Genomic DNA, 22,618 nt, shown 5'->3' with positions numbered 1-22,618 from the left:
GCAAGCCAGACGGCTCCAGCCGGACAAAATAAAGCACCGAAATGCCGCCTTCAGGGCAAAATTGTGAAACAGCCGACAACGCCATCGAACGCCCAACAGCGAACGCGCCCCGGCGAAACGCCTGCCGACCCTGTTATTATCGACGCACTTTGTCCGCCATGCCGGCCGCCGACGCGGCCGCCCGATCCAGAGCAAGTGCCATGAGCAGCGAAAAAACCAACCAATCCTGGGGCGGCCGCTTCAGCGAACCTGTCGACGCCTTCGTCGCCCGCTTCACCGCCTCGGTCGAATTCGACAAGCGCCTGTACCGCCACGACATCATGGGCTCCATCGCCCACGCGACCATGCTGGCAAAGGTCGGCGTACTCACCGATGCCGAGCGTGACGCCATCATTGATGGGCTCAAGCAGATCCAGGGCGAGATCGAAGCCGGCCAGTTCGACTGGCGCGTGGACCTGGAAGACGTGCACATGAACATCGAGGCGCGCCTGACCGACCGCATCGGCGTTACCGGCAAGAAGCTGCATACCGGCCGCTCGCGCAACGACCAGGTAGCCACCGACATTCGCCTGTGGCTGCGCGACGAGATCGACGTCATCCTGGCCGAGATCACCCGCCTGCAGCAGGGCCTGCTGGGTCTGGCCGAAGCCGAAGCGGACACCATCATGCCCGGCTTCACCCATCTGCAGACCGCCCAGCCGGTGACCTTCGGTCATCATCTGCTGGCCTGGTTCGAGATGCTCGCGCGCGACTACGAGCGCCTAGTGGACTGCCGCAAGCGCACCAACCGCATGCCGCTAGGCAGCGCCGCGCTGGCCGGCACCACCTACCCGATCCAGCGCGAGATCACCGCTGAACTGCTGGGCTTCGATGCCGTGGGCGGCAACTCGCTGGACGGCGTGTCGGATCGCGACTTCGCCATCGAATTCTGCGCCGCCGCCTCGCTGGCGATGATGCACCTGTCGCGCTTCTCCGAAGAACTGGTGCTGTGGACCAGCGCCCAGTTCCAGTTCATCGACCTGCCGGATCGCTTCTGCACTGGCTCCTCGATCATGCCGCAGAAGAAGAATCCGGACGTGCCCGAGCTGGTGCGTGGCAAGACCGGCCGCGTATTCGGCGCCCTGACCGGCCTGCTGACCCTGATGAAAGGCCAGCCGCTGGCCTACAACAAGGACAACCAGGAAGACAAGGAACCGCTGTTCGACGCCGCCGACACCCTGCGCGATAGCCTGCGCGCCTTCGCCGACATGGTCCCGGCGATCAAGCCCAAGCGCGAGATCATGCGCGAGGCAGCGCTGCGCGGCTTCTCCACCGCCACCGATCTGGCTGACTACCTGGTGCGCAAGGGCCTGCCCTTCCGTGACTGCCACGAGATCGTTGGCCATGCGGTGAAGTACGGCGTCGACAGCGGCAAGGACCTGGCCGAGATGAGCCTGGACGAGCTGCGCCAGTTCAGCGACCAGATCGGTGATGACGTATTCGCCGTGCTGACCCTGGAAGGCTCGGTCGGCGCACGCGACCATATCGGTGGCACGGCGCCGAATCAGGTGCGTGCGGCGGTAGTGCGCGGTCGGGAACTGCTGGCTAGCCGCTAAGCGACGTCTCGGAGAAATACCTGGGAAAAGGAGTTCCCATGGCAGAATTGTTGCTGCGCGGCTTGGCGTTAATCGCCGAGCTCGCGCTTGAAATCATCATCGGCTACGTCTTCTACGCCACCGGCTGGCTGGCACTACGACTTTTGACTCTGGGCCACTACCCGAATCTGCCGCTGCGCATGGCCGACCCGATGAGTTCGCGCAGCGCCTGGGTCGCCGCATTCGGTTTCCTCTGCCTGGTTGGCCTGCCCCTGACGTGGCTGACCGTCACTTACAGCTGAACACTGCCGCGAGACATTCCATGGCTATAAATATCCGCCCCGCCACCCCTGACGACGCCGAGCTGATCCTGCGTTTCATCACCGACCTGGCCATCTACGAAAAGGCCGAGCACGAGGTGAAAACCGACGCAGCCGGCATCCGCGACAGCCTGTTCGCCGAAGGCAGCACTGCCCACGGCCTGATCTGCGAGAACGACGGCCAGCCCATTGGCTATGCCGTGTACTTCTTCAACTACTCCACCTGGCTGGGCAAGCACGGCCTTTACCTGGAGGACCTCTACGTCAGCCCCGAGGCTCGCAGACTGGGCGCCGGCAAGGCGCTGCTGCGCCACCTGGCACAACTGGCCGTGGCGAGAGGCTGCGGTCGCTTCGAGTGGTCGGTGCTGGACTGGAACACCCCGGCCATCGACTTCTACGAATCCTTCGGCGCCCGCCCGCAGAGCGAATGGACGACCTATCGCCTTACCGGCCAGGCCTTGCTGGACTTCGCCGCAGGCTGAGCAAGCCAGCGCCTGGCCAGGGCAACACCTCTAGCCTAAGGTAATTACACCTCCACCTGCCCCGGACCATCATGCGCACACTCCTTGCACTGCTCAGCGTTATCGCCCCGGCACTGACAGCGGCTACACCGATCACCATTCCCGCCAATGCCTCCTGGCATATGCAGCTCGATGGCAAACTGCAAACACCCAATCGCCTGGTCTATGACATCGACCTGTACGACACGCCCAAGCAAACCATCACCAATCTCAAGGCGGGAGGCCGTATCGTCATCTGCTATTTCAGCGCGGGCACCTGGGAAGACTGGCGCAGCGACGCTCAGGCTTACCCCACGGCGGCGCTGGGCAAAGCATTGCCTGATTGGCCTGGCGAGCGTTGGCTCGACTATCGCCGTGACGATGTACGCCAACTGCTGGCCAAACGCCTGGACCTGGCCGTCGACAAGGGCTGCGACGCTGTCGATCCGGACAACGTGGACGGCTACAGCAATGACAATGGCCTGAGCCTGACGGAAGCCGAGCAAATAGACTTCAACCGCTGGCTGGCCAGCGAGGCGCACAGCCGCGACCTGAGCATCGGCCTGAAGAATGCCGTGGAACTGCTGCCTGAGCTTGGCGACTACTTCGACTTTGCCATCAACGAGAGCTGCTATCGCTACAACGAATGCGACGGTTACAGTCACATGCGCAACCAGGGCAAACCGATCTTCATCGCCGAGTACCGCACCCTCAATACGAGTCTTTGCCGTCGAGCCGCGAACTCCGGCTTTCGTCTGCAATTCTTCAAAGTCAGCCTGAAAGGCGTTGGCGTCCCCTGCGACTGAGCCAGGGCCTGAACACGAGAGGAACCATGAGTCAAAACAACGAGCAAGAAGACGAAGACTTCGCCGAAGCCACCCTGATTCAGGCCATCGAAAACCAGCTGGAAAGCGTTGAGCCCGCTGCAGCCAAGGCGGTTTACAACAAGCTGACGCTGGTCGGTTACGAGCGCGAAGAGATCCTCGAGCTGATGGCGCTGGTCCTGGCCCATGAAGTCGACGCCATGCTGCGCGAGGATCGTCCCTTCGATGGCGCCTGGTATGAGCAGGCCCTGCGCGCCCTGCCGGAGCTGCCGGAAGAAAACTGAGCAAGGATTGATCCAGGCCACTGGCCGGACTGGCAAGCAGATTGCTACTGTCACTGCCAACTCCGACCAAGAAGGCACCGTCTTCGATGGCCTGTCAGTCGACTCGAACTCTCGCTCTGCTTGTCTTCACGCTCTGCTTGAGCGGAGCGTGCATTGCTCGAGCCGAAACGCCGCGTATTGGTGCCGAGGATGACTGGTACCCCTACACAGCTTTGCGCAATGACAGGATCGAGGGCATGTCGGCAGACATAGTCCGCGCCGCTTTCAATGCCAGCGACACATCCGTCGAGCTGACGCCCTATCCCTATTCGCGCTGCATGGAGCTGGCGCGTTCAGGCAGCCTGGCAGGCTGCTTCAACACCACGCCTGATGCGCACATCCGTGCGGAGTTCCTGTTACCGCAGGAGGTGCTGTTCAGCGACGACATTCTGCTCTGGGGCCATGCAGGGGACGCGGCAATAGATGACCTGGACGCCATCCGTGGCAAACGCGTGGCGGTCACCATCGGCTATACCTACGGCGAGTACTTCGACAGCTATGCAGATATTCAGCGCATTGCGGTGCGACGCGATATCAATGGCTTTCGCATGCTGCAGCGCGGGCGCGTGGACTACGTCATCGCCTTTCGCGGCACCACCGACGCACTGCTGCGCGACAACCCCGAACTGGTCGGCCAATTCAAGGCGCTAACCAGGGTACATCGCCCGCGACTCTACTTGACCTTCTCCCGCCACCACCCACGGGCTGCTGCCTTGCTGCGAGACTTCGACGCAGGCATGCGACAGATCAAGCAGGATGGCACCTATCAACGAATTCTTGCCAACTGGCAGCTCAGCGATGGGCAGAGCTCGGCACATGGCTCTACACTGCAAGAGCGCCATAACAACAAGACGGAGTCACCATGAAGTCATTCACCGCTGACCTGATCGACGAGCTGGAAATCCTCGCCCTGTACAACCTGGACAATCATCAGGAGGGGCTAAAGGTGCACAACAACGCCTCATTCAAGGCGCAAGGCGCCATCACCCGTCTTCACGAAAAAGGCCTGGTGAGCCAAGCCGACGGCGGCTATCTGACCAGCCTGGGCATCGATGCCGCCGAGCATGCGCAAGCCCTGTTGACCATTCTCTCGACCCGTCAGACCACCTCCGCTTAATCTCGGTTGCCCGCCGGCCACCCTTCAGGGAAAGGCGCGGCGGGCGATATAGCGTCAAAGGCACTGCACTGGCGAGCCTGCCGCTGATAGGCTTGCCGCATCTGCAGTAGAGTTCGAGCATGACGCGCACGCAGGAAATACGCCCCGATATCGATGACGGCATCGACCGCAAGGTGCTGGCGCAATTGCGCGCGCGCTTTCTGCAGATCAATCAGGGCCGCCTGCAGCGGGCCATGGAGGCGCTGTCCACACGTCAGCAACTGGTCCTCAAGCTGTTGCCATTGCTGCTGCACGTCAATCATCCACTGCTACCTGGCTATGTCTCGGCCAGCACACCGGCCGGCCTCAGCGGCTTCGAGCCGGATGATGCCAGCCTCGCCGAAGTCCAGCGCCTGACCCGCTCGTTCGTCTACAAGCCACGTCGTGGCCAGGGCGCCGCGCCGCTGCATGGGCTGTTCCTGATGGGTAGCCTGGGCACCGTGGCGCAGGCCGAGCAGAGCGATATGGACCTGTGGCTGTGCCACTCGCCCAACCTCACGGCGCAGGAACTGCAGGATCTGCGCAAAAAGTGCGACCAACTGGAAAGCTGGGCCGCCACCCAGGGCGCCGAAGTGCATGTCTTTCTGGTCGACCCGCAGCGCTTCACCCAGGGCGCGCGTGAGGCGCAACTGACCTCCGATGATTGCGGCACCACCCAGCATTATCTGCTGCTTGACGAGTTCTACCGCACCGCCATCTGGCTAGGCGGTCGTACGCCACTCTGGTGGCTGGTGCCGGTCTACGAGGAAACGCGCTACCACGACTACTGCCGCACCCTGCTGAGCAAGCGCTTCGTACGCGCCGAGGACGTACTGGACCTCGGTAACCTGGCGCATATCCCACCGGAAGAGTTCATCGGCGCCGGCATGTGGCAGCTGTACAAGGGCATCGAGTCGCCCTACAAGTCGGTACTCAAACTGCTGCTGACTGAGGTCTACGCCAGCGAGCATCCCAAGGTCGAGTGCCTGGCGCTGCGTTTCAAGCGGGCGGTGTTCGAAGGCCGCCTGGACCTCGACGAACTCGACCCCTACATCGTCGTCTACCGTCGCCTGGAAGAGTATCTGAGCGCGCGCGGCGACCAGGAAAGGCTGGAGCTGATTCGCCGCTGCCTGTACCTGAAGGTCAACAAGAAGGTCAGCCGCCCACCGACGCGCGGCCGCGCCAAAAGCTGGCAGCGCCTACTGCTTGAGCGCCTGACTGCTGAATGGGGCTGGCACAGCCGCCAGCTCAACGTGCTCGACAGTCGCAGCCAGTGGAAGGTGCGCCAGGTCGCCGCCGAGCGCCGCGTGCTGGTCAACGAGCTGACCTACAGCTACCGCTTCCTCTCGCAGTTCGCCCGCAGTGCCGAAACCGGCAGTTCACTGAACAACCGTGACCTCAACGTGCTGGGCCGGCGCCTGTATGCAGCCTTCGAACGCAAGGCCGGCAAGGTGGAGTACATCAACCCCGGTATCGCCCCGGACCTGGCCGAAGACACTCTGACCCTGGTCCAGCACCCCAGCCCTGAGGCGCCCAACGAATACCAGTGGGCACTGTTCAACGGCAGCCTGGGCGCCCAGGAGTGGAGTGATTTCGCCCCTCTCAAGCGCTCGCGCGAACTGATCGAACTGCTCGCCTGGTGCCATCGCAACGGCGTGATCGACAGCAGCACGCGCCTGTCGCTGCATCCGGGCGCCAGCGACCTGACCGATTTCGAACTGTCCAACCTGATCGCCAGCCTGCAGCAAAGCTTCCCCTTGCCGCAGCCCAGCGTCGAAGAGGCCGCCCTGTTGCGCGCCAGCATCCCCAGCCAGGTGCTATTGCTGGTCAATGTCGGGGTTGACCCGCTCAGGCAGCACAGCCAGATGAACGTGCACATGACCACCGGGCGCACCGATGCGCTGGGCTATTCGGGGGTGCGCGAGAACCTGGTATTGACCCTCGATCAGGTGGTGCTCAACAGCTGGAACGAACTGCAGGTCAGCCGCCATGACGGCACCGACGCCCTGCTCGACTGCCTGCGCGATCTGCTCAACAGCTTGCCGATCGGCGGCCCGCAACCCCAGGTACAGGTGCGCTGCTACTGTCGTAATCGCGCCCAGCCGATTGCCGAACGCGTCGACGAGTTGCTGCGCGACCTGCTCGACACCTATGCCGAAGGTCGCCAGTCACGCTATCTGGTGCAGGTACGCCAGCATTACCACGTGTTGCAGCTGACACCCGGCCAGGTCAGCCACACTGCTCTGGGTGATCTGCCAGCACTGCTGGAGCACCTCGGCGCCGAGCAGGAGCTCTACAGCCCCCTGCACCTGGACCGCCATGCCCTCGATGGCGACGACCTCGCGCTGATCCTGCCCATGGGCCGCCCACAGTGCATCCAGGTGTTCTATCGCCTGCACGAAACCAGCGGCGAAGCGGAACTGACCCTGCTCGATGAACGCAATGCACTCTGGCGCCGGCGCCTGCCATTTCGCGATGAGCAGAGCCTGCTGACGCCGATCCACCGTTTCCTGCAGTCATTGCTTTATCGGCGCAATGCCATGCTGCCGCTCGATGGCGCCGACAACCAGCCGCCCCTGGAAATTCTCTACTACCAACTGCTGCCGGCGGCGCCATTACGCGCTCAGCGCCTTGAGCGCAGACCGGCGCCCGAGGCGCAGGTCAGCCACCCGTTCTACGATGTGCAGGCCATCGTCGAGCCTGGCGACGGTCGCCAGCGCCACGTTACCCTGTACTGCAACCATCGCGAATTCTCAGAGCTGGAGTACGGCCGCGAGCTGTATCGCGCCGTGGCGCAGCACATCCTCGCCCAGCGTGCCGGCGGCGAACGCTATCCCTGCTACATCACCGACCTCGACCTGTCCGCCGTGCTGGCCGGGCAACAGGCGCAAACGGTGCATTACCTGCACTACAAGAGCGGGCTGGAAGATGCCCTCAATATGGCGCTGCAGCAGGTCTAGCCCTTCATCGGCGCATCCGGATTGTTCAGTGCATAGAGGTAGCAGCCGCCCATGCTGTGGTTGGCGGCGACACCTCCGTAACTGGCGGTGAAGGTCACCGGCAAGCCCAGGTGCTGATAGAACCAGCGATCACTGTCCGCCGGTGGCACCTCGGGCACCAGGTCGCTGTCGTTGACCAACCGGTAAGTCGGCACGGCCAGCCCGTTGTAGTAGCTGGCGAACGCCGGGGACGCCAGACGCGGGCTGGCAAAGTTGTAATGCTGCAGCGGCAATGCAGGCCAGCGCTGCAGCAGATCCGGCACCACCAGCGTACTCAGGGTGCTGCCCAGGCTGTGACCACAGGCCCAGAGCCGCGCCTGCGGCTGCAAGCCGTCCAGTGCCAGCAGAGCCTGGTCACGCAACGAGGTGTAGAGTTTCAGAAAGCCGTCGTGCACCAGACCCGCCCCAGCCTGCCAGGGGTAATCGCGCTGATCCAGGTCGACGTCATCGAGCCAGTCTTGCACCGACTCGGTGCCGCGAAACACCAGATAGCAATCACCCTGCGGATCCCGCGCGGCGAAGCCGAAGGGCTCGGATTCATTGAACACATGCCAATCGCTGAGCACGCTCCAGATTGGCGCGGAAAGCTGCCAGCCCTCCAGATCAGGCTGTTGCCAATGAAAGCGCTCGGGCGTGCGCGGGCACTGCTGCGCCAGCCATTGCTCGTACTGGCCGTAGGCGGCCATCAGCAGCTCGGCGCAAAGCAAGGCGCGCGACAGCTGGTAGGACGGCGGGAAATACAGCGGCAGACTCGGCATGGCGAGGCCTCCTTGCCATTAGCGGAAACCTCACTCTAGCCCAGCCTAGAGAAAGGCGTCAGCGGTCGTATTCGCCTGCTGCTTCCGGTTGGTATTCGACTTCCAGCAGGGTCAATTTGAGCTGCTTGCCGCCCGGCGCCGGCCAGTCGATATGCTGGCCGACGGACAGACCGAGCAAGGCGCTGCCCACTGGCGCGAGGATGCTGACCTTGCCTTCGCCACCGGCATCCTGCGGGTAGACCAGGGTCAGGTGATAGTCCTTGCCACTGCTCTCCTCGCGGCAGTGCACGCGCGAATTCATGGTCACCACACCAGCCGGCACCTCGTCGTGCCCCACCACGTCGGCGCGATCCAGCTCAGCCTGCAGCGCCTGGGCGCCAGGACCGAACTCGTCCAGGCTGTCGAGCAGGCGCTCCAGACGCTGCAGATCGAGGCGAGTAATGGTGATGGTCGGTGAACTGTTCATGATGCCGGGCGGACTCCTTGCGTAAACCGTAAAAAAGCAAAACCCCGCCCGAAGGCGGGGTTCAGCTGAATGTTCTGTCGACCCTAACACAGCCGGACAAATAAACAAGACCGCCGGGTCAGTGCGCCCGTTTGCGCTCACGCAACCGCTGCTCGGCGGCCTGGCAGATCAAGCGGCGCCGCGCGTTATCGGCCGCACCCCAGTCGAGAATCTCCTGCAGGGTACGACCGCAACCGAGGCATTGCTCATGCTCGTCGAGGCAACACTGGCGCCGGCACGGCGAAGCCAGCGGCGCCACGTTCGGCTCAGAGCTCATCGAACTCCAGCTCGGCGCCCGACTGCTCGAGCGTGATTCGTACCAGCATTTCACCCAGCTGTTCGTCGCTGGTATCGCAGATCCAGCGGCCGTCGGCCTCGTCGTAGTCGAAGTGGAAGCCACCGGAGCGCGCGGCCAGCCACAGCTGGCGAATCGGCTCCTGACGGCTGAAGATCAGCTGGCTGCCATTATCGAAACGCACCGTCAGCACACCGGCGCTGTTTTCCAGATCGACGTCCAGACCGCTGTCGTCGAAGATGTCCTCCACCGCCTGCTGGGTGGCATCGACCAGGTCGTGAAAGCGGGCTTCGCTCAGGCTCATCGGGGTGTCCTCACTAGATGCAGCGACTGCAGAAAAATTAGGCGAAAACGCAAGACCAGGCTAGCGGCCTAGGCGCAAAGGTGGCGACGGTACTCGCCCGGACTCGTTCCCGTCCAGCGACGAAATGCGCGCGCCAGCGAACCCGGCTCGCTGAAACCGACCAGAAAGGCGATTTCCGCCAGCTCCAGTGCGGGATCTCGCAGGTAGTGCAGCACCAATTGCTGGCGGGTTTCGTCGACCAATTGGCTGAACGACAGCCCGCCCTCACGCAAGCGCCGTTGCAAGGTCCTCGGGCTCAGCGCCAGGGCAGCGGCGATGGCCTCCAGATCAGGCCCCTGCTCCGGCAACTGGCGCGCCAGCTCCAGGCGCGCGCGATCAAGCACGCTGTTGCCCTGATTGAGCTCGGCCAGCAGGCGATCGGCGTAGGCATCGAGCATGCCACGCACCTGGGCGTCGGCCTGGTTCAGCGGCGCCGCGAGCAAACGTTTGGGAAAGATCAGGGCATTGTCGGGTTGCTCGAACAGCGCCGGGCAGCGAAAGATGCGCGCGTGCTCAGAGGTATCCGCCGGCGCCGGATGCTGGAAGCGCACCTCGGTCGGCGCGATATCCAGGCCGCTGATCCAGCGTCCGAAACTGACCCAGCCGGCCAGGGTTTCTTCACTCAGCTGGCGCTGCTGCTGCGCCAGCAACGGCTGCCAGCTGTGGGCGACCAGCGGCTCGCTGTCGGGCCGAGCGGGCTCGTCGTCGAGCACCACCAGCCCCAGGTTGCCAACCAGCGAGGCATAGCGCGCCTGGCGGTGCAGCGCGTCGGCCAGAGTTGCGCAGCTCATGATCAGGTAACCGAGCACGCCGTAATAACCCGGCCGCACCGATTCCCCCAGATGCAGGCCCAGATTAGGGTCACCGGTCAGGCGCACGCCTTCGCCCAGCAGCGTCAGGTAGGCACTGGCCGCGATACGCTGATCGCGCTGGCTCAGGGCTTCAGGGCTGAGCTGGGCATGGGCGAGCAGCGCGTCGGCCGCCACCCCGTGGCGCTGCAGGTGTTCGATCAAGCCTTGCAGGTAGGCCACCGAGACCGAGCCGGCCAGAATCGCGGGATTGTCCATCGAGGCTCCTCGTTACTCGCCGCATGCTAACCCAAGCCGGCACGAATGCCTTCGGCACACACGCCAGATGCAGACGCAAATCGAGCCAGCGCCCCGCCAGGCGGGCGCCGGGCGCATAGGCAAGGTGGCAGGGGGTCGGTATACTCCGGCGCAATTCACGCTTATTTTCAAGGACTGTCCCATGAAGCGACTGACCCTCGCGCTCCTCGCCGCCGTTTGCCTGCTGGCTGGCTGCGGTCAGAAAGGCCCGCTGTATCTGCCGGGCGACGACAACGCCGGCAACAGCCGAGACCGTTTCGAACTCTGACAGGAGCTGCCCCATGGAAGCCTTCAACTACCGCGACGGCGAGCTGTTCGCGGAAGGCGTTGCCTTGTCCGCGCTGGCCCAGCGCTTCGGCACGCCCACCTACGTCTATTCCCGCGCCCATATCGAAGGGCAGTACCGCGCCTATGCCGATGCCCTGGCCGGCATGCCGCACCTGGTCTGCTTCGCGGTCAAGGCCAACTCCAACATCGGCGTGCTGAACGTGCTGGCACGCCTCGGCGCCGGCTTCGACATCGTTTCCAGCGGTGAGCTGGAGCGCGTACTGGCCGCCGGTGGCGAGCCGAGTCGCATCGTCTTCTCCGGCGTTGGCAAGAGCCGCGACGACATGCGCCGCGCGCTGGAAGTCGGCGTGCACTGCTTCAACGTCGAGTCCAACGTCGAGCTGGAGCGCCTGCAGAAGGTCGCTGCCGAGCTTGGCGTCAAAGCGCCCGTCTCGCTGCGGGTCAATCCGGACGTGGACGCCGGCACCCACCCGTATATTTCCACCGGCCTCAAGGAAAACAAGTTCGGCATCGACATCGAGCAGGCCGAGGCGGTCTATGCCCGCGCTGCCGAGCTGCCGAACCTGGAAGTGATCGGCGTCGACTGCCATATCGGTTCGCAGTTGACCACTCTCGAACCCTTCCTCGATGCCCTGGATCGCCTGTTGCTGCTGGTCGACAAACTGGCCGCACGCGGTATCACCATCAAACATCTGGACCTCGGTGGTGGCCTTGGCGTGCAGTACCGCGACGAGCAGCCGCCGCTGGCCGGCGACTACATCACCGCCGTGCGCAAACGCCTGCAAGGTCGCGACCTGGGCCTGGTATTCGAACCGGGCCGCTTCATCGTCGCCAACGCCGGCGTACTGCTGACTCAGGTGGAATACCTCAAGCACACCGAGCACAAGGACTTCGCCATTGTCGATGCGGCGATGAACGACCTGATCCGCCCCGCCCTGTATCAGGCATGGATGGACGTGTCGCCGGTGCAGCCGCGTGAAGGCGAGTCGCGTAACTACGACCTGGTCGGACCGATCTGCGAGACCGGCGACTTCCTGGCCAAGGATCGTCAGCTGGTGCTGGCCGAGGGTGACCTGCTGGCCGTGCGTTCGGCGGGCGCCTATGGCTTCGTCATGAGCTCCAACTACAACACCCGCGGCCGCGCCGCCGAGGTGCTGGTAGATGGCGAGCAGGCTTATGAAGTGCGTCGTCGCGAGACAGTCCAAGAGCTCTATGCCGGCGAAAGCCTGCTGCCGGCCTGAGGGCGACGTCATGCTATTGCGCTTTACCAAGATGCACGGCCTGGGCAATGACTTCATGGTCCTCGACCTGATCAGTCAGCACGCCCACGTGCAACCCAAGCATGCCAAACAATGGGGCGACCGCCACATCGGTGTCGGTTTCGACCAACTGCTGATCGTCGAGCCGCCGAGTCACCCGGATGTCGACTTCCGTTACCGCATTTTCAACTCCGACGGCTCGGAAGTTGAGCAGTGCGGCAACGGCGCGCGCTGCTTCGCCCGCTTCGTGCTGGACAAGCGCCTGACCACCAAGAAGGTCATTCGCGTCGAGACCAAGAGCGGCATCATCGAGCTGCGCGTGCAGAACGATGGCCAGGTCTGCGTCAACATGGGCACACCGCGCCTGCAGCCGGAACAGGTGCCGTTCCAGGCCGACCAGGCCGCGCTGACCTATCGCGTCGACGTCGAGGGCCAGAGCGTAGAGCTGGCCGCGCTGTCGATGGGCAATCCGCATGCGGTGCTGCGCGTCGATAGCGTCGATGACGCGCCGGTGCACACGCTTGGGCCGAAACTGGAACACCATCCGCGCTTCCCGCAGCGGGTCAACGTCGGCTTTTTGCAGGTACAGGATCGTCAGCGTGCGCGCCTGCGCGTGTGGGAGCGTGGTGCCGGCGAAACCCTGGCCTGCGGCACCGGGGCCTGCGCGGCGGCCGTTGCGGCAATTCGCCAGGGCTGGATGGATTCGCCCGTGCAACTGGAACTGCCAGGCGGCAAACTGTCCATCGAATGGGCAGGCGAAGGTCAGCCGGTTATGATGACCGGGCCCGCTGCCCGCGTATACGAAGGACAGGTTCGCCTATGACCGACCAGCAGGATTCGCCCAAACCGCTCGATTCGGAAACGGTCGCGGCCTATCTGCGTCTGCACCCGGAGTTCTTCATCGACCATGAAGAACTGATCCCCGAGCTGCGTATTCCGCACCAGCCCGGCAACGCCGTGTCGCTGGTAGAACGCCAGGTCAAGCTGCTGCGCGAGCGCAACATCGAGATGCGCCACCGCCTTGGCCAGTTGATGGACGTGGCGCGCGACAACGACCGCCTGTTCGACAAGACCCGCCGCCTGGTGCTGGACCTGCTCGATGCCGGCAGCCTCGAGGAAGTGGTCGGTGTGGTCGAAGACAGCCTGCGCCATGAATTCCAGGTGCCCTTCGTCGGCCTGATCCTGTTCAGCGACAACAAGCTGCCGGTCGGTCGCTCGGTCAGCTCGGCCGAGGCGCATCAACAGGTCGGCGGCCTGCTCAGCGGCGGCAAGACCATCTGCGGCGTATTGCGCCCGCACGAGCTGGAGTTTCTCTTCGGCAAGGAAGACGCGGCGCAAGTCGGCTCCGCCGCCGTGGTCAGCCTCAACCATCAGGGCCTGCATGGCATTCTCGCCATCGGCAGCGCCGACCCGCAGCACTACAAGAGTTCGCTCGGCACCTTGTTCCTCGGCTACATCGCCGAAGTACTGGCACGTGTCGTGCCCGGTTTCTCCACACCGCTGCGTTCGGTACGCTAGCAGGCTGTTGAAAAACGTAGGCGAGGCAGCCAGTGCAATACCGATGGCGGCCCCGCAAAAACAGCCGAAAAACGACCGGGGTCGCGTCCGACTTTACGTGTTGTAAATGAGCATTTTGACTGGGCTCGCACGCGAGGCTGTTTTTAACGCAGCAATGGCAATGTAGGTAGTTTTTCAACGGCCTGCTAGGTCGTGTAGGGTGGATGACGAAGCTCATCCACCATTGGCCCGCTCGGAACCCGCCACGTGACACTTGAAGCCCACCTCGACGCATACATCGAACACCTGCGCCGCGAGCGCCAAGTGTCGACGCATACCCTCGACGGCTATTGGCGCGACCTCAACAAGGTGCGGACATTCTGCGAAGCCGAAGGCCTGAGCGACTGGACCGGGCTGGACACACGTAACCTGCGCCGCCTGGTTGCCCGCCTGCATCAGCAGGGCCTGGCAAGCCGCAGCCTGGCGCGCCTGCTCTCGGCCACCCGCAGCCTCTATCAATATCTGTTGCGTGAAGGCCTGTGCCGTCACGATCCGGCGACCGGCCTGAGCCCGCCAAAACGCGAGCGCCGCCTTCCCCGCACCCTGGACGCCGACCGCAGCGCGCAACTGCTCGACGGCGCAGTCGAGGACGACTTCATCGCCCGCCGCGATCAGGCCATGCTCGAGCTGTTCTATTCCTCGGGCCTGCGCCTGTCCGAGCTGGTCGGACTCGACCTCGACGGCCTGGACCTGCCCGCCGGTCTGGTACGCGTGCGCGGCAAGGGCAACAAGGTGCGCGAATTGCCGGTCGGCAGCATGGCGCGACAGGCACTGGAACACTGGCTGCCACTGCGCAAGCTGGCCAACCCTGGCGACGGTGCCGTATTCATCAGCCAGCAGGGCCGACGCCTGGGGCCACGCGCTGTGCAACTGCGCGTGCGCCAGGCCGGCGTGCGCGAGCTGGGCCAGCACCTGCATCCACACATGCTGCGCCACAGCTTCGCCAGTCATATGCTGGAATCCTCGCAGGATCTACGCGCGGTACAGGAGCTGCTTGGCCATGCCGATATCGCCACCACGCAGATCTACACCCACCTGGACTTCCAGCACCTGGCCAGTGTCTATGACCAGGCCCATCCACGCGCCAAGCGCAAAGGCGGTTCCGAATGAGCATTGAACTGATCACCTTCGACCTCGACGACACCCTGTGGGACGTCACTCCGGTGATGCAGGATGCCGAAGCCGCCCTGCGCAATTGGCTGGCCCTGCATGCACCGCGCCTGGGCGCAGTGCCGGTCGAGCATCTGTGGGCGGTCCGCAGCCGTCTGCTCGACGCCGAGCCGATGCTCAAGCATCGCCTCAGCGAGTTGCGCCGGCGCATTCTGTTCCATGCACTGGAAGACGCCGGCTACCCGTACGGCGAAGCGCAGACGCTGGCCGAAGCGGGATTCCAGGTCTTTCTCAGCGCCCGCCATCAAGTCGAACTGTTCACCGAGGTACATCCGACGCTGGAGGCCCTGGCCGAGCGCTTCATGCTCGGGGTGATCACCAATGGCAATGCCGACGTGCGTCGCCTGGGTCTGTCGGACTACTTCCAGTTCGCCCTCTGTGCCGAAGAACTGGGCATCGGCAAGCCGGACCCGAAACCCTTCCGTGAAGCGCTCAGCCGCGCAGGCGGCGTGGCGGCCGAGCGCGCCGTGCACATCGGCGATCACCCCAGTGACGACATTGCCGGCGCCCAGGCAGCCGGGATGCGTGCGATCTGGTTCAACCCGCAAGGGCGGTCCTGGGAGGGTGAAACGACCCCGGACGCGCAGATCGTCAGCCTGGCCGAACTACCGGCACTGCTGGGCAGCTGGACGCGCTGACCCGCACGGCGTCGCGGCGCGTCTAGGCTCGAGCCACGCACGACATCGGTGCGCACGGCGCACCCTATGCCGCGCCATCGACGTCGGCAGCGTTTTTTTGCGCGCAAGCCTCGAGGGGTGCCACCGGGGATATGGGCAACAAAAAACCCGCCACAGGGGCGGGTTCCTTGTAGCTAGCCGTCCTCAGATGGGGCGGCTGCCGTATTTGCTGTCGGGCTTCTTGGGTGGGTCGGCGACCACATTGGGCTCCACCTCCTGCACCTTGCCACCACGGGAGAGAAACTCTTCCATGGCACGCGCCAGGGCATCGCGCTCCTTCTGCTTGGCTTCGATGCTGGGCAGCTCATCGACTTCAACGGCTTTGGCCTTGCTCTTCTTGCCGCTGGCTACAACCGCACCATCGCCTTCATCGTCACCGCTGTCGCCGTCATCGGCAGCAGCCAGCTCCTCACCATCGTCCTCGTCAGCCCCGTCCAGATCGTCTTGTTCCAGGTCTTCGTCGCTCATGTTCAACCTCATGACTTGCGAAAAGCAGGTTAGTTATAGCCCAGTCGCGCGATGTACACCGCTCGACCGGAAAAAATTCAAATAGCCTCACCATGCAAGGTCGCCACCACTCGCCGAGCACCGCCATGATCGCGATGCTCACCAAGGTAGATCCCCTGCCAGGTACCAAGTGCCAGCCGTCCCTGCTGTATCGGCAGCTGTAGCTGAAAGCCCAGCAGACTGCCCTTGAAGTGCGCCGGCAAATCATCCGGCCCTTCGTAATCGTGCTCGTAGCCCGCCTCCCCCTGCGGCACCAGACGGTTGAAGAAGCGCTCGAAATCGCGGCGTACCGCGGGATCGGCGTTCTCGTTGACCGTCAGCGATGCCGAGGTGTGCTGCAGCCACAGATGCAACAGACCAACACGTACCTGCGCCAGTTCCGGCAATGCTGCCAGCACTTCCTCGGTCACCAGATGAAAACCGCGCTCACGCGGACGCAGGCTGATGATGCGTTGCTGCCACATGCCGCTCTCACTCTCGATGGCTCCAGCGCGCGCATTCTAGCGTGCTGCCAGAAAAAACAAAGGGCGCCCGAAGGCGCCCTTTGCGATTTACCGGAGGATCACTTGTTGGTGAATTCCGGGTAGGCCTCCATACCGCACTCGGCGATATCCACACCTTCGTATTCTTCTTCTTCGCTGACGCGCAGACCGATCACCGCCTTGATGATGCTCCAGACGATCAGGCTGGCGATGAAGACCCAGGCGAAGATACTGCCGATACCCAGCAACTGAGCACCCAGCGAAGCATCGCTGTTGGTCAGGCAAACAGCCAGCAGACCCCAGATGCCGACCACACCGTGTACGGAGATGGCACCAACCGGATCGTCGATCTTGACCTTGTCCAGACCGAGGATGGCGAACACCACCAGCACACCACCCACGCCGCCAATCAGAGTCGCCTGCAGGCCGCTCGGGGTCAGCGGTTCCGCGGTGATGGCCACCAGGCCAGCCAGGGCACCGTTGAGCGCCATGGTCAGGTCAGCCTTGCCGAACAGGATGCGGGCAACGATCAGCGCGGCAATCAGGCCACCGGCGGCTGCCATGTTGGTGTTGACGAACACCTGGGCAACGGCGTTGGCATCTTCGATGGTGCTCATCTTCAGCTGCGAGCCGCCGTTGAAGCCGAACCAGCCCATCCACAGGATGAAGGTGCCGAGCGTCGCCAGCGGCAGGTTGGCACCCGGGATGGCGTTGACTTGGCCATTGGCGCCGTATTTGCCTTTACGCGCACCGAGCAGCAGAACACCAGCCAGAGCAGCGGCGGCACCGGCCATGTGAACCACGCCGGAACCGGCGAAGTCGAGGAAGCCAGCTTCGTTGAGGAAGCCCGAGCCCCATTTCCAGAAACCCTGAACCGGGTAGATGAAGCCGGTCATGACCACGGCGAAAGCCAGGAAGGCCCACAGCTTCATGCGCTCTGCAACGGCACCGGACACGATCGACATGCAGGTCGCGGCGAACACCACCTGGAAGAAGAAGTCCGAACGCGCCGAGTAGTAAGGTGCATCGTCGCCACCGGCAAGTACCGAGTCGACGCTGTTTTCGTCACCGATCAGGAAGCCCAGGCTCGGCAGGATGCCGCCTTCCGGGCTGGAGTACATGATGTGGTAGCCAATCACCAGGTACATGACGCTGGCCACGGCATAGAGCGCCACGTTCTTGGTCAGAATCTCGGTGGTGTTCTTGGCACGCACCAGGCCGGATTCGAGCATGGCAAAACCCGCTGCCATCCACATCACCAGGGCACCACAGATCAGAAAGTAGAAGGTATCGAAGCCGTACTGCAATGCAGTCAATGCTGTGTTATCCATTTTTCACCTCTTGCCGGCGCTTTTGTTGTGCGCTGTTCGGTTGAAACGTCCAGGTTGGCTCAGGACGCGTTCCGCATGCTTACAGGTCGTTGCCACGCTCGCTCTGGATCACCGGAACCCCTTGCGCCGTGAGGCGACCAGGCATTCCCATCACTAGGCCGAGCGCAAGACCAAAGAGGGTCTGACACAGCAGAGCGGCGAAGACATCGCCAGCTCCGGCTTTGGCCCTCGAAAACAGCGTAAAGCCAGAATTCGAGGACAAAAGGGCTCCTAGCCCTGCGAAAGTTCGCAGAGTCATGGGTTTACTCCTGGGGCGTGGGGTTCGGAGGCTTGTTAGATCGCGTCGGTATCGGTTTCGCCGGTACGGATACGAATCGCCTGTTCCAGGTTGACTACGAAAATCTTGCCGTCACCGATCTTGCCGGTGTTGGCGGCCTTGGTGATGGCCTCAATCACGCGATCGAGCTGATCGTCAGCGATGGCCACGTCGATCTTCACCTTGGGCAGGAAGTCGACCACATACTCGGCACCACGATACAGCTCGGTATGGCCTTTCTGGCGGCCGAAGCCCTTGACCTCGGTGACGGTAATGCCCTGCACGCCGATCTCCGACAGCGACTCGCGCACGTCGTCCAGCTTGAACGGCTTGATGATGGCAGTGACTAGCTTCATGAAACTTTCTCCCGTGTAAGGTGGACTTGCCCCAGGAATTGCGAACCCGGCTCAAGTCTAAGCGCAGTGTCTGGCTTTTGTAATGCATCGACCGCTCCAGCCTGGCGTGGTCGATACCCACCAACCGCTCCCGACGAAGCACTCCCCCGCTTCGCCTGCAGCACCAGAACTGCATCGGTGCATGCGTCGCTGGGGTCTAAGCAGAAAGCTTGCCAGCTCACGCAAAAGCGCTATCTATCAGGCCTTTAACAGCTTCCAGCCACGGTGACCGGTCATTCACGTCGAATGCAACGCACAAACTTGGTGCATCGACACATTGAGCAATGCTCAAAAATCGTGCAAGCAGTGCTAGACCGCCCCGCCGCTGGCTGCGTGCTACACTGCCGACCGTCTGTTTACGGAACCTGATCATGCTGCCGCCGAAAGCCTTGCTCGACACTCTCAGTAGCCACGCCTCGCGTCTTTTCAGCGGCGACAGCCCGCTGCCTCGCGCCGAACTGGAAGCGCAGTTCAAAGCCCTGCTACAGAGCGGTTTCAGCAAGCTCGATCTGGTCAGCCGTGACGAATTCGACAGCCAGATGGTAGTCCTGGCCCGCACCCGCGCCCGCCTCGAGGCGCTGGAAGCAAAGGTCGCCGAACTGGAAGCCAAGCTGAACCCATCCACCGACTGATCCCACAGGAAGGTGGACTGATCAAGGAGAGATCATGTCCCTGGCCATCGTCCACAGCCGCGCCCAGGTCGGCGTCGAAGCACCGGCCGTCACCGTCGAAGCGCACCTGGCCAACGGCCTACCCTCCCTGACGCTGGTGGGCCTGCCGGAGACAGCAGTCAAGGAGAGCAAGGATCGCGTGCGCAGCGCCATCCTCAATGCCGCCTTCGAATTCCCCAGCAAACGCATCACCTTGAACCTCGCGCCCGCCGATTTACCGAAAGACGGCGGCCGTTTCGATCTCGCCATCGCCCTGGGGATTCTCGCGGCCAGCGGGCAGGTGCCGGCTCAATCCCTGGATGAATGCGAATGCCTGGGCGAACTGGCACTGTCAGGCGCGGTGCGCCCCGTGCAGGGCGTATTGCCGGCCGCCCTGGCCGCGCGCGCAGCCGGGCGCACCCTCTTGGTGCCACAGGCCAATGCCGAAGAGGCCAGCCTGGCCTCGGGGCTGAAGGTAATCGCCGTCGAGCACCTGCTGCAGATCGCCGCGCACCTCAACGGCAGTGCTCCTCTCGAACCCTATGCAGCCCAGGGTCTGCTCAGGCAGAGCCTGCCCTATCCGGATCTGGCCGAAGTGCAGGGCCAGTTGGCCGCCAAGCGTGCGCTGCTGGTGGCTGCCGCGGGATCGCATAACCTGCTGCTCAGCGGCCCACCCGGTACCGGCAAGACGCTGCTGGCCAGCCGCCTGCCCGGCTTGCTGCCACCGCTGGACGAAAGCGAGGCGCTACAGGTCGCCGCCATCCATTCGGTAGCCAGCCATCTGCCGCTGCAGCACTGGCCGCAGCGCCCCTTTCGCACGCCGCACCACAGTGCCTCCGGGCCGGCATTGGTGGGGGGTGGCAGTCGCCCGCAGCCTGGCGAAATAACCTTGGCCCATATGGGTATCCTGTTCCTTGATGAGCTGCCGGAATTCGATAGGAAAGTGCTGGAGGTGCTGCGAGAACCGCTGGAGACTGGCAGGTGGTATTCTCACACTTCCTAAGATCTCAGCAGGAAGCCCGGAATGCCTACCGCATACGCCTATATACGCTACTCATCAAAAGCCCAGGGCGAAGCCGGTAGGGACTCGGTAGACCGTCAAATGGCTTCAATTCAGGCCATCACAAAGCAGCAAGGTATCGAGCTAAGGACTGAAAATATTTTCAGTGATACCGGCATATCTGGCTTTGATGGCTCAAATAAAAACAAAGGAAAGCTCAAAGACCTTATCGACTTAATTATTAGTCAAAAAATCCAAGATGGTGATTTTGTCTTTGTTGAGTCAATTGACCGATTGTCTCGGCAAAAAATGAGGTTATCAAAAGACCTTGTTTATACGATTTTAGACCGTGGCGTGACGCTTGTGACCACAATAGATGGTCAGATGTATAGCCGTGCCAAAGATGGTATGGAACAAGATATTATGCTTTCCGTGATTGCTCAGCGAGCACACGAAGAAAGCAAAACTAAATCTGTTCGTCGTAAATCTGCTTGGAATAGAGCCAAAAAATTAGCAGATGAAGAAAAGGAAATTTTTAACGGTCACAATCCGCCTTATGGCATTTCATTTAATAAAGAAGAAAGCCGCTTTGAAATCGTAGAAGAAGAAGCCCAAGAAATTAGAGACATATTTGAAAGCCTTAAATATGTTGGCGTTTCATTGACTATTAAAAAGGTAAATGAATATTCAAAGCGAAAATGGACAAACCGCAACATTAAACATCTTTTAGACACCAAATATGTTCTCGGCTCTTATATGGCTCAAAGAAGAGACGAAAATAAAAAGAAGGTGTTTGAACGATATATTGAAAATTATTACCCTCAAATAGTTTCATTTGAGTTATTCAATGAAGCAGTTGCTTCAATGAAAAATAGAGCACACCGCAAACATTATGGAAATCAAACCGTAGGTAGTTTGAATATTTTCAGGCACTCAATTAAATGCAGTAATTGCAATGCCTCAATGCTATTTGAAAAGCAAACAAACCCCAAAGGCGTTGTTTATCCATATTTCCAATGCTTCACCAGAAAAGAATTAAAAAACGGCTGCGACCAACCGCGTTTTAGATTTGATTTGGCTTTCGGTGTTTTTTTAGAATTGGTTAAATTTGCCACAACAAGCAGCGAAACAATAAACCCCAATGATTGGAATAATGAAACCACATCAGTCGGCTCATTCCATAAAACCTTGTTCAAACTTTTAACAAGTACCGAAAAAGATAAAGAACTTGAAAAGAAAATTTCACATGTGAAAAATTTATTGCTTGAACAAAAGAACTATCAAGACAATATCAATAAATCTTTTGAAGCATTCACAGATGGAATCATTCCAGCCGCTTTCATAAAGAAAGCCAGCGAAACAGAAATTAAGATTGAAGCATTAGAAAGAGAGCTTGCGGAGCTTAATATTGAAAGCTCAACAAGGAATATTTCTTTGATGGTTCATTCTTACAATGACATAATTGATTTATATAAGACAGAAGCCGGAAGGTTAAAAATCAATAGTTTCTTCACAAGCAACAATATTGCTTTCAGTTTTTCATTCGACCAGAAAGCCAGAATGTTAAGATGCAAGATTTACTATAAAGATATACATGTTGATGTTATCAATAAAAAGTTTCCACTCCATAACCCTTTGAAAGAATTTGGCATTGACAACCTAAATCAATATTTCAATTAACTAATTTATTCAGTTACCAAAGGCCACTAAATAGTGGCCTTTTTTGTTTCCAATATTTTGTTATCAATTTAAATGGCAGTCCACGCCACTTGAAAACATTAAAATATATGATACAACATTTATATGGCATTCTAATTATATGCGAGCAATAACAATGGAGTGCCACTTCGTGGACTTCCATTGTTGCTCGATTTTCTGCACTTCGTTTAGAAAATATAAAAGCGGAAAGACTGCCAAAATTAAGATAACAATTTAAGGTGATTATATGAGTGATTTATTTCCAGATAAGGAGAAGAAAAAAGCAAACAGAAGTAAAGGTTCTACCATAACAATTAGAACAACAGAAAAGACTGCACTTGCATTCCAAGAATTAAAAATTAAAACCGGCTTAACCTATGAGCAGTTGATTGAAAAAATAATTACAGATGGATTTGGTTTGATTATTGAAATCAATAGCGAATCTTTAAAAAAGATATATGAGGCATTCGAAAAGAAAATATCAGAGCCATACAATAATCTTAATCAAATAGCCAAGCATCTTAATAGCAATGAATCCATCCCAGAAAAAAATTGGCAAACATTAGAGTCGATTGACACAACATTCAAAAAAATAAATACATACCT

General features: G+C 60.5%; 26 protein-coding genes and 2 pseudogenes. 18 read left to right on the top strand and 10 right to left on the bottom strand.

The window, feature by feature from the left end:
• Window positions 1-200 precede the first annotated feature (200 nt).
• From argH to BM186_RS03300, 8 genes are all read left to right on the top strand, one after another.
• On the top strand, window positions 201-1,595 hold the full coding sequence (gene argH, locus BM186_RS03335; protein ID WP_074913538.1) for an argininosuccinate lyase: 1,395 nt from the start codon (window positions 201-203) through the stop codon (window positions 1,593-1,595).
• A 38-nt stretch (window positions 1,596-1,633) separates the two neighbouring features.
• Window positions 1,634-1,876, top strand: coding sequence for a hypothetical protein (locus BM186_RS03330; RefSeq protein WP_072423562.1), 243 nt, complete (start codon window positions 1,634-1,636; stop codon window positions 1,874-1,876).
• A 20-nt stretch (window positions 1,877-1,896) separates the two neighbouring features.
• Window positions 1,897-2,376 carry a GNAT family N-acetyltransferase gene (locus tag BM186_RS03325; RefSeq protein ID WP_074913537.1) on the top strand — a complete coding sequence of 160 codons (480 nt, stop codon included), beginning with the start codon at window positions 1,897-1,899 and terminating at the stop codon, window positions 2,374-2,376.
• Between the two features lie 71 nt (window positions 2,377-2,447).
• Window positions 2,448-3,200, top strand: coding sequence for an endo alpha-1,4 polygalactosaminidase (locus tag BM186_RS03320; RefSeq protein ID WP_241519874.1), 753 nt, complete (start codon window positions 2,448-2,450; stop codon window positions 3,198-3,200).
• 26 nt (window positions 3,201-3,226) lie between these two features.
• Window positions 3,227-3,502, top strand: coding sequence for a hypothetical protein (locus BM186_RS03315; protein WP_074913536.1), 276 nt, complete (start codon window positions 3,227-3,229; stop codon window positions 3,500-3,502).
• 86 nt (window positions 3,503-3,588) lie between these two features.
• Window positions 3,589-4,407: a substrate-binding periplasmic protein gene (locus tag BM186_RS03310; protein ID WP_074913535.1), complete on the top strand. Its 819-nt coding sequence runs from the start codon at window positions 3,589-3,591 to the stop codon at window positions 4,405-4,407.
• Window positions 4,404-4,658: a TIGR02647 family protein gene (locus BM186_RS03305; protein ID WP_021487644.1), complete on the top strand. Its 255-nt coding sequence runs from the start codon at window positions 4,404-4,406 to the stop codon at window positions 4,656-4,658. The genes BM186_RS03310 and BM186_RS03305 overlap by 4 nt, the downstream gene beginning before the upstream one ends.
• Before the next feature lie 119 nt (window positions 4,659-4,777).
• Complete coding sequence (locus tag BM186_RS03300; protein WP_074913534.1) at window positions 4,778-7,636, top strand: class I adenylate cyclase; 2,859 nt, start codon at window positions 4,778-4,780, stop codon at window positions 7,634-7,636.
• Here the strand turns inward: BM186_RS03300 and BM186_RS03295 are convergent.
• From BM186_RS03295 to BM186_RS03275, 5 genes are all read right to left on the bottom strand, one after another.
• On the bottom strand, window positions 7,633-8,433 hold the full coding sequence (locus tag BM186_RS03295) for a lipase family protein (RefSeq protein WP_072423566.1): 801 nt from the start codon (window positions 8,431-8,433) through the stop codon (window positions 7,633-7,635). The two genes, BM186_RS03300 and BM186_RS03295, sit on opposite strands and share 4 nt — an antisense overlap.
• A gap of 58 nt (window positions 8,434-8,491) precedes the next feature.
• Complete coding sequence (rnk, locus tag BM186_RS03290) at window positions 8,492-8,899, bottom strand: nucleoside diphosphate kinase regulator (protein WP_072423567.1); 408 nt, start codon at window positions 8,897-8,899, stop codon at window positions 8,492-8,494.
• Between the two features lie 118 nt (window positions 8,900-9,017).
• Entirely contained in the window at window positions 9,018-9,215 is a 198-nt protein-coding gene (locus tag BM186_RS03285) for a DUF1289 domain-containing protein (RefSeq protein WP_017678305.1), read from the bottom strand.
• Entirely contained in the window at window positions 9,205-9,537 is a 333-nt protein-coding gene (gene cyaY / locus BM186_RS03280; protein ID WP_017678304.1) for an iron donor protein CyaY, read from the bottom strand. The genes BM186_RS03285 and cyaY overlap by 11 nt, the downstream gene beginning before the upstream one ends.
• A gap of 68 nt (window positions 9,538-9,605) precedes the next feature.
• The gene (locus BM186_RS03275) at window positions 9,606-10,643 is read right to left on the bottom strand and encodes an AraC family transcriptional regulator (protein WP_074913533.1); all 1,038 of its coding nucleotides are present in this window, start codon (window positions 10,641-10,643) and stop codon (window positions 9,606-9,608) included.
• Between the two features lie 181 nt (window positions 10,644-10,824).
• Between BM186_RS03275 and lptM the strand changes: the two genes are divergently transcribed.
• The 6 genes from lptM to BM186_RS03245 all read left to right on the top strand — a co-directional run bounded on the left by lptM (window position 10,825) and on the right by BM186_RS03245 (window position 15,594).
• Entirely contained in the window at window positions 10,825-10,950 is a 126-nt protein-coding gene (gene lptM / locus BM186_RS03270) for an LPS translocon maturation chaperone LptM (RefSeq protein WP_017361215.1), read from the top strand.
• Window positions 10,951-10,963: 13 nt separating this feature from the next.
• A complete protein-coding gene (gene lysA / locus BM186_RS03265) occupies window positions 10,964-12,211 on the top strand; it encodes a diaminopimelate decarboxylase (RefSeq protein ID WP_072423570.1) in 1,248 nt (415 codons plus the stop codon).
• 10 nt (window positions 12,212-12,221) lie between these two features.
• The gene (gene dapF / locus BM186_RS03260) at window positions 12,222-13,052 is read left to right on the top strand and encodes a diaminopimelate epimerase (protein ID WP_074913915.1); all 831 of its coding nucleotides are present in this window, start codon (window positions 12,222-12,224) and stop codon (window positions 13,050-13,052) included.
• Window positions 13,049-13,747, top strand: coding sequence for a DUF484 family protein (locus BM186_RS03255; RefSeq protein WP_017678301.1), 699 nt, complete (start codon window positions 13,049-13,051; stop codon window positions 13,745-13,747). The genes dapF and BM186_RS03255 overlap by 4 nt, the downstream gene beginning before the upstream one ends.
• A 246-nt stretch (window positions 13,748-13,993) precedes the next feature.
• Window positions 13,994-14,896, top strand: coding sequence for a tyrosine recombinase XerC (gene xerC / locus BM186_RS03250; protein ID WP_074913532.1), 903 nt, complete (start codon window positions 13,994-13,996; stop codon window positions 14,894-14,896).
• Entirely contained in the window at window positions 14,893-15,594 is a 702-nt protein-coding gene (locus BM186_RS03245) for an HAD family hydrolase (RefSeq protein ID WP_074913531.1), read from the top strand. Before xerC ends, BM186_RS03245 begins: the two co-directional genes overlap by 4 nt.
• A gap of 183 nt (window positions 15,595-15,777) precedes the next feature.
• Here the strand turns inward: BM186_RS03245 and sutA are convergent, their stop codons facing one another.
• From sutA to glnK, 5 genes are all read right to left on the bottom strand, one after another.
• Entirely contained in the window at window positions 15,778-16,101 is a 324-nt protein-coding gene (gene sutA, locus BM186_RS03240) for a transcriptional regulator SutA (protein ID WP_017678298.1), read from the bottom strand.
• A 77-nt stretch (window positions 16,102-16,178) separates the two neighbouring features.
• A complete protein-coding gene (locus BM186_RS03235; RefSeq protein WP_017678297.1) occupies window positions 16,179-16,604 on the bottom strand; it encodes a secondary thiamine-phosphate synthase enzyme YjbQ in 426 nt (141 codons plus the stop codon).
• Between the two features lie 98 nt (window positions 16,605-16,702).
• Complete coding sequence (locus BM186_RS03230; RefSeq protein ID WP_072423573.1) at window positions 16,703-17,953, bottom strand: ammonium transporter; 1,251 nt, start codon at window positions 17,951-17,953, stop codon at window positions 16,703-16,705.
• Between the two features lie 79 nt (window positions 17,954-18,032).
• Window positions 18,033-18,251 (bottom strand): hypothetical protein, encoded by a 219-nt coding sequence (locus BM186_RS03225; RefSeq protein WP_072423574.1) that lies wholly within the window; start codon window positions 18,249-18,251, stop codon window positions 18,033-18,035.
• 35 nt (window positions 18,252-18,286) lie between these two features.
• Window positions 18,287-18,625 carry a P-II family nitrogen regulator gene (gene glnK / locus BM186_RS03220; protein WP_003096476.1) on the bottom strand — a complete coding sequence of 113 codons (339 nt, stop codon included), beginning with the start codon at window positions 18,623-18,625 and terminating at the stop codon, window positions 18,287-18,289.
• Between the two features lie 410 nt (window positions 18,626-19,035).
• Here glnK and BM186_RS03215 point away from each other — a divergent pair, with 410 nt between their 5' ends.
• The 4 genes and pseudogenes from BM186_RS03215 to BM186_RS26215 form a co-directional block, all read left to right on the top strand.
• Entirely contained in the window at window positions 19,036-19,296 is a 261-nt protein-coding gene (locus tag BM186_RS03215) for an accessory factor UbiK family protein (RefSeq protein ID WP_072423575.1), read from the top strand.
• Between the two features lie 34 nt (window positions 19,297-19,330).
• Window positions 19,331-20,293, top strand: a pseudogene (locus BM186_RS03210) (YifB family Mg chelatase-like AAA ATPase); the annotation flags it as partial.
• 45 nt (window positions 20,294-20,338) lie between these two features.
• Window positions 20,339-21,994, top strand: coding sequence for a recombinase family protein (locus BM186_RS03205; RefSeq protein ID WP_074913530.1), 1,656 nt, complete (start codon window positions 20,339-20,341; stop codon window positions 21,992-21,994).
• Between the two features lie 265 nt (window positions 21,995-22,259).
• A pseudogene (locus BM186_RS26215) lies at window positions 22,260-22,618 on the top strand (hypothetical protein); the annotation flags it as partial.

It is taken from the genome of Ectopseudomonas toyotomiensis, assembly GCF_900115695.1.
Taxonomy (GTDB): Bacteria; Pseudomonadota; Gammaproteobacteria; order Pseudomonadales; family Pseudomonadaceae; genus Aquipseudomonas; species Aquipseudomonas toyotomiensis.
The sequence above is the reverse complement of the archived record's forward strand: the minus strand, read 5'-3'. Positions and strand labels throughout refer to the sequence as shown.